Origin of the sequence: Caproiciproducens sp. MSJ-32, from assembly GCF_018918055.1 — a bacterium.
In the GTDB taxonomy this organism is placed as follows: domain Bacteria; phylum Bacillota; class Clostridia; order Clostridiales; family Clostridiaceae; genus Clostridium.
On sequence record NZ_JAHLPS010000066.1, the window covers coordinates 1 to 12,051 of the forward strand.

Genomic DNA, 12,051 nt, shown 5'->3' on the forward strand with positions numbered 1-12,051 from the left:
TTTCTATTTTTATTAGATATAATACCTTTTAGGAAAGCTATCTCATTTTTAAGTTGCTGGATTTCTTTATCCTTTGCACTTAATTCTTCTTCCATTAATTCAACTTTACTTATTAATAATTTAGTAGCTTCATCAAGTTCATTGGTTAAAATTTCGTGATTCATAAGTACCTCTTTTGATTTTATTTTATATATTTATAATACCACAAAAATCTTTAACAGTTATTGTTCCTTTACAGGCATCAAATTTATTAATATATTCTTCCAAAGTTGCATTATCTAATTTTCTAGACATAGTTACCCTCCCAATAATAATCTTATGAAATAAGTTTATCAGTGAGAAGATATGCTATCTAGGTACTTAATTTTTGACGCTTACATTCCTAATACTAAAGTTCCTTTAAAAAATTATTTGGCCTATGTATATTATTACCACTAATTGGAGATAATATACATAGGAGCTAAATAATTCGCTCACTACAAATATACATTATTAGACAAAATTAAAAATCAATTAAATATTCAAGTTATCAATTATTTCTAAGAAGAAAATAAGAATACACAAAAATATTTACAGCCTCTACGTTCTAGAAACCAATATATAAATAATTATATAAATTTCTCAAATATACTTATTTATATATTGCTTTTATAGGCTCGAGTTTTGATGCATTGTACGCAGGAATTATTCCAAAAATTATGCCTACCATAACAGAAGTAAGTGTTGCTCCTATAAAACTACCTAAAGTTAAAACTGGTGAAAACGGCATAAAAATACCTGCTACTTTACCAAATAAGTATCCCATTAAAATACCAATCAAACCTCCAGCACCTGTTACTAAAATTGCTTCAAAAAGAAATTGAAGTAATATACTCCTTGGTTTAGCTCCAATAGCCCTTCTTATACCAATTTCTCTTTTCCGTTCAGATACTGATACATACATTATATTCATAACTCCAATTCCTCCAACAAATAGAGAAATTCCTGTTACAAAAGCTATAAAAGTAGTAAGGCCTCCAATTATTTTTTCAAAAGCTTTAGTTATCTCCTGTGGATCTTGAACCTTATACTCTCCCTTTAATTCCATATGATTAACTTTTAGTTCCTTTTTAACATTTTCAATTATTATATCTTTATTACTATTTGGTTTAATATAAATATCAATACTATCTATAGGTGTATCAATATTCATTTCGCTAAAAGCACTTTTTAAAATATAGCTTACGTTACCACTTAATGAAAATCTACTAGATTCCTCCATAACTCCAATTACTTCATAGTTAATGCCATTAATAGTTATTCCGCGTCCGATACTTTCTTTTGGACTATCAAATAATTTTTTTGACGCTTCAAAGGTTAATACAATTAAATTTTTACCTTCTTCATCTTTTCTAAATGTACGCCCATATAAAATACCTAATTTATTATCCACATAACTATCTAAAAATATCATTGCTTTTCTATTAAAATACTCTGCTTCTACAGTTGTAAAATCCATACCATCAAAACCACCTTGACTTCTCTCAACTTTTTGAACACCATCTATTTTTTCAACTGAATTTATATCAATTTTATTAAAAGGTTCAATTAAGTTAGTATCAATATTAGTGTTTTCATCTACATAATAAATATTTATTTTGTTAGCATTTGTATCTTGTGCCGATTTATTTACTTCTACTTTAAGCCCATTCCCAATTGAAAGAATGGTCACTACAGAACTTATTCCTATTATTATCCCTATCATGGTGAGAAACACTCTAAGTTTATGTGATTTTAAACTATAAACGCAAGTTTTAATTAAATTTATAAGAGACATCTTTCATCCACCTTTATTATTTGTCCATCTTTTATATGAATTACTTTATTTGCATATTTTGTTAATTCCTCATCATGTGTAACCATTACTATAGTTTTCTTCTCTTCATTAAGTTTTTTTAATATACCCATTATTTCTTCACTAGTTTCACTATCTAATGCTCCAGTAGGCTCATCTGCAAAGATAACATAAGGATTATTTATTAATGCTCTAGCAATAGCAATTCTTTGTTGCTGTCCTCCTGATAACTCTGATGGAAATGCATTCCGCTTATTCAGTAACCCAACTATATCAAGGTATTTTTCTATTTTACTGTTTCTTTCTTTAATTGATACATTGCCTTTATAAAGTAATGGTAATTCAACGTTATGCCCTATACTAAAAGCATCTATCAAGTGAAATTGTTGAAAAATAAAACCCATATATTTATTTCTAAGTTCAGATTTTTCATTTTCATTTAGGTTTGTTACATCTTTACCATTAAAAATATATGTACCATTGTCAAAACTATCAAGTAATCCTAAAAGATTTAACAGGGTAGTCTTTCCACTTCCAGATTTACCCATTATTATTAAAAAATCTCCTTTTTCTATGGTTAAGTTTATGGATTTTAAAACATGAAGATTATCATTTTTTAACCTGTAGAACTTATCTATACTTTTTAGTTCTATAAGTTTACTCAACATAATCACCTTCTTTCATATCCTTTGATGCATTAGTAATTATTTTATCTTCTTCCTTTAATCCTTCTTTGACTGTCACTTCATTCGAGTCAGAGTTTTCATATTTTATCTCTACTTTCTGTAGCTTATTATCTACAATTTTAAATACATAATATTTGTAATCTTCTGGTATAATCGCACTTTTAGGAATCTTCATTGGTTGTTCTGATAGTTTCACTGTTGCTTGTACATGAAACCCATTAGTTAAATTTTCTTGAGAATCAAGAGCTATTTTAACTTCATAATTTGATATATTTGTGCCTCCAGATTTAAGATTATTAGCATTCGCAGTTGTATCAACTGGTCTATTACCTATTGATATTATTTTACCTTTTACGCTCTTATTTGTAGATAGTACAAGAACATCCGCTATTTGATTTGCTTTAAGTTTAGGCTGTTCTTTCTCACTTATAATACCACTAACATACAAATTACTACTTTCAACTATTATAAAAGGTGATGTTAAGTTCTTTTCATCTGTATTAATATTAACTATTCCATCAATAGGGGATATAACTGAATAATATTCTTTCTCTTTTACTGTTTTTAATTGTTCTTCTAATGAATTTATCTGAATGTTAATTGATGCTATTTGTTCTTCATATGCTTCTGTTTGAGCTTCAATACTCGTAGCTAATGAATCCACTTTATTTAGTTTTTTAACTTCCCCAATTTTACTAAGAAGATTTTTTTTCTGATTTTTGTTAGTATTTATTTGAGTATTTATTTGAGTAATCTGTTCTATAACTTGCTCATTTTTATAAATAAAAAGAATATCACCTTTTTTAACTACTTGTCCATTATTAACATTAATCTTATGTACACTTCCCTTGGTCGAATCGAGGTATATATATTTACTATTTTCCGGAATTATAATACCATTTATAAACGTTTTTTCTGACGACTGTATCTTAAACACTGTTAATTTACTATCTTTATTTTTAGCTGAACTATTATTCTTTAAATAAAAAGAAAGGCATACTAACAGTATGCTAAACGATGTTACAATAATACCAATTACTACTTTTTTTCTCAATTAATTACACTCCATCCTAATCATAAAAATTTCACATTATATATGAAAAAGTCAAACCAAATTAATAATTTATGATTCAAAAGAACACATGGTAGTCATATAAACTACTTATTATAGTACACCAATTATATTATTAATCTATATTAGCTCCTATCCTATAAACATATTTCTTTTTAATTATAAAAATCATCATTAATATTGGTAGTATTAATGATAGACTTATATTTAATAAATTAATCCCACTCACAATGATATTGCAAATTATATTAGTTATAATACTACTGTAATATATATATATTCCTAACTTTTTTTTAGCTAAAATCAATATCAATCCTACAACAGTTACTAATGTAATAGTTATTAATATAAATATTTGTCCATTTGTAATTTGTTCATTCCCTGCTAGTGTATTTAATTTGTTAATCTGGTCTCTCATTAAAATAATGCTAATATATCCCAAAATACTTAATATCGATCCTATTAATTGTAGAATTGATACAATTAATATTCCACTACCTATTTTTTCACTTTTACTATTTTCCATAAAATCCTCCAATTATAATTACTTTTCTAAATAAAGTTTTTAATTGTTTATTTTTTCTTTGATTTATTTAAGAATACTAAAACTACAACTACAACAACTAGTAATATTACATTTAACATTACTCTAAAACTCATTTATTTCCCTCCTTGTATAAGCTATTTTATTTATTATTGTACTCAGTTTGCATGTTTCAGAATAGTAATTCTTCTTGTTGCAATTTTTTTAAACTCATCTATATGAGTCACCATAATAACACTCTTATTATTGTTCATTGCCTCAAACTTAATTTTTGATATGATTTTTTCTTGAGTACTTTTATCTAATGCTGTAAATGGTTCATCTAAAATCAAAGATTTAAAATTCTTTGATAGCATTATTGCTAGATATAGTTTATTTCGTGTTCCTTGGGATAAATTTTTAACTAGTACATTATAATATTGCTCTATATCAAAAAGTTGTATATACGCTTTTACTCTTTCATCATAACTAGACTTTTCACTAAATAAATTTTTATAAAATTTAATATTTTCGCCAACAGTTAGATATTCATATAGTGTATCCTCGCTCATAACAAACGAAATATTTTTTATTTGATCCTTATGTTCTAACAAGTGCTTGCCCTCAAAATAAATGTTCTTTCCTCCATTTACTATAGACCCAATACATTTTAATAAAGTGGTCTTACCAACTCCATTATCTCCTTCAATTAATAAAATTTCTCCATTGTTAACTTTAAGATTTAAATTCTCTAAAATTGGAATATCTTCATAACCAAAGGTTAAATCTCTCACTTCAATTAAGCACGCCATTCTTATCCCCCTAATCATATAAATTTTATTCTTGAAACTATAACTTCTACAACTGCTGCAATAAAAAACAAAATAACTAAGAAGCTAATAGATTTTATTATGAATACCCCCATCTTTTTTAATGCACTCAGGATTTTTTCCTCTCTTTTAATCACTTTAACAACAGAGTTAAATCCACGAATGTATATCACAAACGGAATAACTACTGAAAATGATATTCCTAAAAGTTCTATTATTCCATGTGGAATCATTTTATAAACATATGGAGTCATTGAATGAGCAATTAACGAGTTTGATATTAATCCTAATACAATTACATTTTGAACTAAAATATATACTCCGTAAATACCTAATGTTATTAATCCTAAAAAAATATTTTGAGTAACCAATACTGTATTACTTGTAAATACCTTTGTAAAGCTAACAGATTTTTCATATACCTGAGATACATCGGGCAATTTGCTGATATTTGTTTGGAATGTAATTGTCACAATACCTATTAAGGATAGTATATAAATAGCTACTGTAGTTATTACTATCTTTTTATTTCTTATTATTAGATTTTTTGAATATTTTAGTAAAGTCTGCAGAATAATTACCCCTTTCAACAAATTCCAAAATATTGTTTCTGATTCTCTCCATTACTAAGTATGTAAAAGCAATAGTAAATATTTCTACAGCACATATATTTATTATTACTATTAAAATACTCAATTTTTTAAACAGTAACAGTATTATTATAGTAAATATTAATACTAGACTTAGTATTCTAAACATTAAGTTTAAAGGATAAAATTCGTTAATACCATACTCTAATATTTTTGTTTCATCTAAGTACTTATCATAATTCTTGTAATTCATTCTTGTATATATAAGGTTATTGGTTATGTATACCTTAGGCATAAACACAATAATTAATATAAGTTCTAAAATCAAAAGTATTATGAACCAAATTGGAGCTCCAAGCATTAACGAAAATACAGAAATAATTCCCACTAACAAAACGTAAGAGAATGCTTTCATTATATAAAAAAATAATATTTTAGTTTTTAATAATTTATTAATTTTCAATCCATACGTATTTGCAGTTATTAAAGTATTATAGTCTGCAATGAAAGATAAATTTACAATCATCTTAACGCCGGTTGCTGAATTTATGTCTGTAATTAATAGCATTGCTGAAAGTATTAACATAACTACATAGTAGTTGTTAAAAGGATACTTTAAAAATATCAACATTACAGCCATTAGGAATCCAAAAGATCTATCTAAGATAAATATATAAAAATAATCTTTAAAATTGAATTTATATATTGAAGCAAAAAGTGAAAATTCTTTGTCTATCATAGCTTTATTAAAATTATCTAAATTTAAAAATTTAAAGGCAATCTTTCTAACTAAGCTTAGCAGATAAAAGTTATTAACACGATATTGATAACCTTCTTTATTATTGTATTTACTGTCCATATTTTTTAAAATTGTTAAAGTAATAAAAATTGTAATAATGTCAAAAATAAACACTCCAATAATTAAATATATACCCTTGTCAACTATCAAATTCCCAACCCGATTCAAAGAATTTATTATATTTTCAAATAAACTAGGTATAATATTCTTAGATTTCAATTCTAAACTAAAAGTGATAAATAATTTAATAAAAAAATCTATGATACAATAAACTACAATAGTGATTGTAGTCATTTCAAATATATAACTGAAACATGAAAATAATCGTTTAATTTTTACATCACCAATTTGTATCATAAAACATGCTGAAAGTATTGCTATGTATGTTATAAGATACATTATAATTAACACCGCTATTTGATAAGCTCTAAAATTTGACACCTCACCTAAAATGACTAATAATACTATTATATTTTTTTCACAAATAAGATTTATAAACATATTACCAAATAAAATAACTCTAAACCGTTCCTTCTCATTTGGAATCTCTATTATGAAATCATTTCTATTAAATAATTTCCAGTCTTTATTGTCTATCTTTAATAATATAGACAATAGCGGAATTAGAACAATAAAAATATTTAATGACGGAACCTTTATTACATATGTTACTAAAAACATTGATAAAAATAATGTAGCATAACCCTTTGTAAAATACCAAATTCCATAAAGTATTTTATCTGTTTTATAGCTTGTACTAAGAAATTTAAACTTTTCATAAAAATAATTTTTATTTATATAAAAAAACAGACTAATATATAATCTTAATCCGTTTACTATACTCATGATATCACCTACTTTAAGTTCTATAACAGTCATAATGTCGAATATAGATAACTATAAATTTAGTATAGTTATCTATATTCAAATTTTCAAGCTATTGATCAAATTATTACATTGTTAAATAATTTGATTTATTTTGGAATTAAAGAGCAATTGCAGCTTTCTTAGTTAAACCTTTTATTGCTTGCTTTAGTCCTATCTTTACAGCTTGTTTCATTAATGCAGCAACTCCTCCACTCACAATACCAGCTACTAGAAATCCTGCATCAATCATCCATGCCCACCAAGCACTACCTGTTAGGTAATCATAAATTAGATTTCCTGTTCCCCAGCTTACACCAAGGACTTCAATAATTTTTAACAATTAAACAACCTCCTCCCCTAAATAATTATATATCTCAATTTAAAGAACACTATTATGCTTGTCCTTTAAAATTTGAGGAAAGTTTTGTAATAATAAGATATGTTTCATATAATTTCCATAACAATTATATACATATGCATGCATATAAATCCATGTTTTCTATAATGCATTATTTTACATAATACGACATAGACATAAAGCCACCCGAAGTGACTCTATATCACCTCAACTATCTCTTTTTAATCCTTTATTAAATTACAACCTCAATCTCCGTCCCATCAAGCAAACTAACTATTATCTTCTCACCTTCAAACACTGTCATCTTCTCTACCAATCTAAAATACATATCTACATCAAAATCCTCTACTATCTCTGCATCAGCTAAAATTCCCATAAACTGCTTTGTTCTGTATCTTACCAATACATTCTCACTATTTAGTTTATCCTTCCACATCTCAATGAAATAATCCTTATTATCCACCATAACATTAAAGGTATTTACAAAAGCTTGATATAAAACCTTATCATCTATGTGCTTATTTTCACAGCTCTTTTTCCCCTTAACTTTGTACTTATTATTACATCTCCAAACAACCCTTCTTAACCTTTCATCAGTAGAATTCCAAACCTTTCGTCCAAAGGCACTGCCACAGTGTCCACATATAACTCTTCCAGCAAAAGGATTATCAACTGTTGCATAATCAAGCTTACTAATGTTATATTTTTCTGCAAAGGCTCTTCTTCTCTCCATCTCTAGCTGTACAGCTTCCCACATTTCTTTATCTATAATAGCAGGGTGGCTTTCTTCTACATAATACATTGGAACTTCTCCGTTGTTTACTGCTCTTTTTTTGGTTAAAAAATCAATGGTGTAAGTCTTTTGAAGTAGTGCATCACCTTTATATTTTTCATTACTTAAAATCTTTCTTATACTGCTTTCATACCACTTAGGTTTCCCATTCCAGTTAGGAACACCTTCTTCTTCAAGTTCTCTAGCTATTCTATTAGGGCCTTTACCATCGAGATAATCCTTATAAATTCTTCTTACAATTTTAGCCTGTTTTTCATTTATTACAAGGTTACCTTCTTCATCTTTATCATAGCCTAAAAATTTAGTATGATTTATATGAAGCTTTCCCTGTTCAAACCTTCTCCTTATTCCCCATGTGGAGTTTTCACTTATACTTCTTGATTCATCTTGGGCAAGGGAGCTGAGGATTGTAAGCAGTACTTCTCCCTTTGAATCTAAAGTATTAATATTTTCCTTTTCAAATATTACTCCAATACCTAATTCCTTAAGCTGTCTTACGTAGTTTAAAGTATCAAGTGTATTTCTTGCAAACCTTGATATAGACTTGGTTATTATCATATCTATTTTTCCAGCTTTGCAATCCTCAATCATTTTATTAAACTGCTCACGCTTTTTAGTGTTTGTTCCTGAAATCCCTTCATCTGCATAAATTCCTCCGAATTCATAATCTGGATGATTTGTTATATAGGATGTATAATAAGCTACCTGTGCTTCATAACTTGATAACTGTTCTAATTGGTCTGTTGATACTCTGCAATAAGCTGCCATTCTCTTTTTCTGTGGCTGTAATTGCTCTGCTAAATTGCTCCTGTTTGCTCTTGCAGGTATAACTGTAATATTTCTTGCCATCCTTAACTTCCTCCTTTATAATTATTGGTTCTTCTATATTAAGCCTGCTTATAACCTTATCATCAATTGATGTTCCACTACAGGCGTCCTTTCCATTTTTAATATAATTACTGCACTGCCATACAATCTTTCTACATGAATATTTGCTGTTCCAAGTCCTTCTTCTTAGAGTAGAGCCGCATTTACTACAGTAAAGCATTCCTGTTAATGGATATCTATTGGTATATTTTTTTGTATCTCCTGCTTTATTTCCCTTTGCTTTTGCTCTTTTTGCAATTTCTATTTGAACCTGCTCCCACATTTCTCTTGAAACTATAGGAGAGTGATTATCTTCAATATAGTAGCTGTCAATTACGCCTTCATTTCTTACACTCACTTTTCTCAAATGGTCTGGAGTGTAATATTTCTGAAGTATGGCATCTCCCTTGTATTTTTCATTCTTGAGGATATTTAAAATTGTACTTTCCTGCCATCTGCCACCTGCAACAGTAAGAATATTTTCTTCATTCAATTCTTTTGCTATAGTAAATGTCCCTTTGCCTTTTAAGTAGTCTTCAAATATTCTTCTAACTATTTCTGCTTCTTTAGGGTTTATAACTAAATCGCCGTATTCGTCCTTATCATATCCTAAAAACCTTCTGGTATTTATAATCAGCTCCCCTCGTTCAAACTTCTTCTTTACCCTCCACTTTAAGTTGTCGCTGACATTTTTACTTTCTTCCTGGGCAAAAGAAGAGAGGACGGTCAGCATAAGCTCTCCATCCCCTGATAAAGTTTTGATATTCTCTTTTTCAAATATTATTTCTACACCAATGTCCTTTAGTTCTCTTACTACTTGAAGCATTATTGCTGTATTTCTTGCGAATCTCGAGATAGATTTAGTAATGATTAAGTCTATTTTTCCTTCTCTTGCAAGATTAAGCATTCTTTGAAACTCTGGTCTGTTATCTGTAGTTCCGGTAATTCCTCTATCAGCAAACACACCTGCATATTCGTAATCAGGATTATTTGAAATCAGATTCTCATAGTATTGAATCTGATTTTCTAAAGATTCACCCTGAACATCACTGCCGGTTGAAACCCTTGCATAGGCACAAACCCTTTTCTTTTTGTTTTCCTGATTTTTTACAGGTTCAATAATCCTAACACGCATTATATCTCCTCCCTTCTATCAATTTGGTACTACTATACATCACTCTAAAGGTGATAGAAGTCAAGCTAAATAAAAGAAAAACCGCTACCTAAAACCTTAAGTAACAGCTACTTATTAAAAATCATAATTACAGCATCAAAGCCTGCTGCCTTTAACTTCTGCACCTGCTTTTCGGCATTTTCTCTTGACTTATAAGAACCTGCCATAACTCTATAAAGAGTTTGTCCACTTGCTGGCTGTGTTGATACTGATGGTTCAATGTAATCAACTCCTACTTGTGCTAAGATTGCTTTTGCTAATGCCTTTATTATTTCATTTCTCTTTGAATCAAATAGATTATTATCTCCTGTATTATCAATAAAACCTATCTCCACAAGAACTGCTGGTGCTTTGGTTTCTCTTAACACATGATAGTTTGCTTCTTTAACTCCTCTATCTGTAAAACCCAAGGCTACAAGTGATGTTTGTATCCTTTGTGCTAATGCTTTTGATTTTGCTCCTCCATTTAAATATGTGTATGTTTCAACACCTTTTGCCTTTTCTGGATCATAAGCATTCCTATGAAAAGAAATGAAGTAATCATAGTTATTCCTATTTTCAAAAGCACTTCTCTCATTAAGGCTTACTGTGGCATCTGAAGTTCTTGTTTCATCAACTGTAACTCCATGCCTTCTTACCTCTGCTGCTACAGCTCTGCCTATGCTTAGAACATCATTGCTTTCCTTTCTTCCCTTATATACTGCCCCTGAATCTTGGCCACCGTTAATGGCCAGGATCAATCATTATAATCCTTGGCATTTAAACCACCCCCTCAATAAAACGACCCAAGGAATCTCTTCTCCTTGGGTGTAAAATATTGTTATGGCATCTAGCACATACAACTTGTAGATTATTTAAATTGTTATTATTTCTATTCTTATCTTTATGATGAATGTGCAGACGTCTACCTTCTTCTTCTTTCCCACAAACTTCACATCTTTTAGGCTTATTTGCAAGTGCTATCCTACGCCAGACATCACCTGAGATGAAACTGCGTCCATCTATATAACTAGGTGCTAAAGAACCTTTCTTTCCATACATAGGATTATTTTTTCCTGATACATCTGCATGATTAACACTTATTTTTAATCTAACTTCTGATTGCCAAGCTGGATTATCTATTTTATTTCTATATGACATCCTACACGACTTTGAACAAAATTTACCTCCATTATTTCGTATTTGGGACTTATATACATAGAACTCATCATCACACCATTGACAATATCTTTTTATCTTAGTCAACCTTATCATCCTCCTTATTTAGCTGTTTTAAAACATCCTTTAGTTTCTCTGGTATTGGTAAGCCTATCTTAGCAGAGTTCTCTATAATGCTTATTCCTTCATTGGAAATGTAGAAAAAAATAACAGCAGTACGAATCGCACTACCGTTTTTAATCAAATGAACATCTACTATATTTCCTATGCCCACCATTACAAAAATTAAAACTTTCTTAAATATCCCTCTGAATCCTACCTCACTTGACAGCTTTCTTTCCAGCACTGCTACCATGAGACCTGTTACATAATCAATTACAACAAAGGTAATCAGTGCATACATAAAGCCATCAACCCCTCCTAAAAGCCAGCCAATATAGCCGCCAATGGCAGCAAATACTGCCTGAATAAAATTAATTGAATTTTTCACTGTAAATCCC

General features: G+C 28.9%; 13 protein-coding genes. All 13 read right to left on the reverse strand.

From position 1 onward, the window contains the following. Positions 1-631: 631 nt before the first annotated feature. A complete protein-coding gene (locus KQI16_RS07505; RefSeq protein WP_216433264.1) occupies positions 632-1,816 on the reverse strand; it encodes an ABC transporter permease in 1,185 nt (394 codons plus the stop codon). Next, positions 1,804-2,502, reverse strand: coding sequence for an ABC transporter ATP-binding protein (locus KQI16_RS07510; protein ID WP_216433266.1), 699 nt, complete (start codon positions 2,500-2,502; stop codon positions 1,804-1,806). Before KQI16_RS07510 ends, KQI16_RS07505 begins: the two co-directional genes overlap by 13 nt. Beyond that, positions 2,492-3,574 (reverse strand): efflux RND transporter periplasmic adaptor subunit, encoded by a 1,083-nt coding sequence (locus tag KQI16_RS07515; protein ID WP_216433267.1) that lies wholly within the window; start codon positions 3,572-3,574, stop codon positions 2,492-2,494. Before KQI16_RS07515 ends, KQI16_RS07510 begins: the two co-directional genes overlap by 11 nt. Positions 3,575-3,707: 133 nt before the next feature. Then, the gene (locus KQI16_RS07520; protein ID WP_216433269.1) at positions 3,708-4,118 is read right to left on the reverse strand and encodes a hypothetical protein; all 411 of its coding nucleotides are present in this window, start codon (positions 4,116-4,118) and stop codon (positions 3,708-3,710) included. 176 nt (positions 4,119-4,294) lie between these two features. Beyond that, on the reverse strand, positions 4,295-4,927 hold the full coding sequence (locus KQI16_RS07525) for an ATP-binding cassette domain-containing protein (RefSeq protein WP_216433272.1): 633 nt from the start codon (positions 4,925-4,927) through the stop codon (positions 4,295-4,297). A 14-nt stretch (positions 4,928-4,941) separates the two neighbouring features. Beyond that, positions 4,942-5,418, reverse strand: a complete 477-nt coding sequence (locus tag KQI16_RS07530) for a stage II sporulation protein M (RefSeq protein ID WP_216433274.1) — start codon at positions 5,416-5,418, stop codon at positions 4,942-4,944. Positions 5,419-5,470: 52 nt separating this feature from the next. After that, positions 5,471-7,180, reverse strand: a complete 1,710-nt coding sequence (locus KQI16_RS07535; protein ID WP_216433276.1) for a hypothetical protein — start codon at positions 7,178-7,180, stop codon at positions 5,471-5,473. Positions 7,181-7,319: 139 nt separating this feature from the next. Further along, on the reverse strand, positions 7,320-7,541 hold the full coding sequence (locus KQI16_RS07540; protein WP_216433278.1) for a hypothetical protein: 222 nt from the start codon (positions 7,539-7,541) through the stop codon (positions 7,320-7,322). A 250-nt stretch (positions 7,542-7,791) separates the two neighbouring features. Continuing rightward, positions 7,792-9,120: a recombinase family protein gene (locus KQI16_RS07545; protein ID WP_216433352.1), complete on the reverse strand. Its 1,329-nt coding sequence runs from the start codon at positions 9,118-9,120 to the stop codon at positions 7,792-7,794. Next, positions 9,065-10,354, reverse strand: coding sequence for a recombinase family protein (locus tag KQI16_RS07550; protein ID WP_216433280.1), 1,290 nt, complete (start codon positions 10,352-10,354; stop codon positions 9,065-9,067). Before KQI16_RS07550 ends, KQI16_RS07545 begins: the two co-directional genes overlap by 56 nt. Positions 10,355-10,461: 107 nt before the next feature. Beyond that, positions 10,462-11,133, reverse strand: a complete 672-nt coding sequence (locus KQI16_RS07555) for an N-acetylmuramoyl-L-alanine amidase (protein ID WP_216433282.1) — start codon at positions 11,131-11,133, stop codon at positions 10,462-10,464. Between the two features lie 19 nt (positions 11,134-11,152). Then, positions 11,153-11,638: an HNH endonuclease gene (locus KQI16_RS07560; protein WP_216433284.1), complete on the reverse strand. Its 486-nt coding sequence runs from the start codon at positions 11,636-11,638 to the stop codon at positions 11,153-11,155. Beyond that, positions 11,631-12,041, reverse strand: a complete 411-nt coding sequence (locus KQI16_RS07565; protein ID WP_011838206.1) for a phage holin family protein — start codon at positions 12,039-12,041, stop codon at positions 11,631-11,633. The genes KQI16_RS07560 and KQI16_RS07565 overlap by 8 nt, the downstream gene beginning before the upstream one ends. Positions 12,042-12,051 lie beyond the last annotated feature (10 nt).

What these genes read in the sequence shown, in the direction of transcription:
- KQI16_RS07550 (WP_216433280.1), bottom strand. Translation starts at nt 10,354, where the DNA reads ATGCGTGTTAGGATTATTGAACCTGTAAAAAATCAGGAAAACAAAAAG.
- KQI16_RS07525 (WP_216433272.1), bottom strand. Translation starts at nt 4,927, where the DNA reads ATGGCGTGCTTAATTGAAGTGAGAGATTTAACCTTTGGTTATGAAGAT.
- KQI16_RS07520 (WP_216433269.1), bottom strand. Translation starts at nt 4,118, where the DNA reads ATGGAAAATAGTAAAAGTGAAAAAATAGGTAGTGGAATATTAATTGTA.
- KQI16_RS07545 (WP_216433352.1), bottom strand. Translation starts at nt 9,120, where the DNA reads ATGGCAGCTTATTGCAGAGTATCAACAGACCAATTAGAACAGTTATCA.
- KQI16_RS07505 (WP_216433264.1), bottom strand. Translation starts at nt 1,816, where the DNA reads ATGTCTCTTATAAATTTAATTAAAACTTGCGTTTATAGTTTAAAATCA.
- KQI16_RS07535 (WP_216433276.1), bottom strand. Translation starts at nt 7,180, where the DNA reads ATGAGTATAGTAAACGGATTAAGATTATATATTAGTCTGTTTTTTTAT.
- KQI16_RS07510 (WP_216433266.1), bottom strand. Translation starts at nt 2,502, where the DNA reads ATGTTGAGTAAACTTATAGAACTAAAAAGTATAGATAAGTTCTACAGG.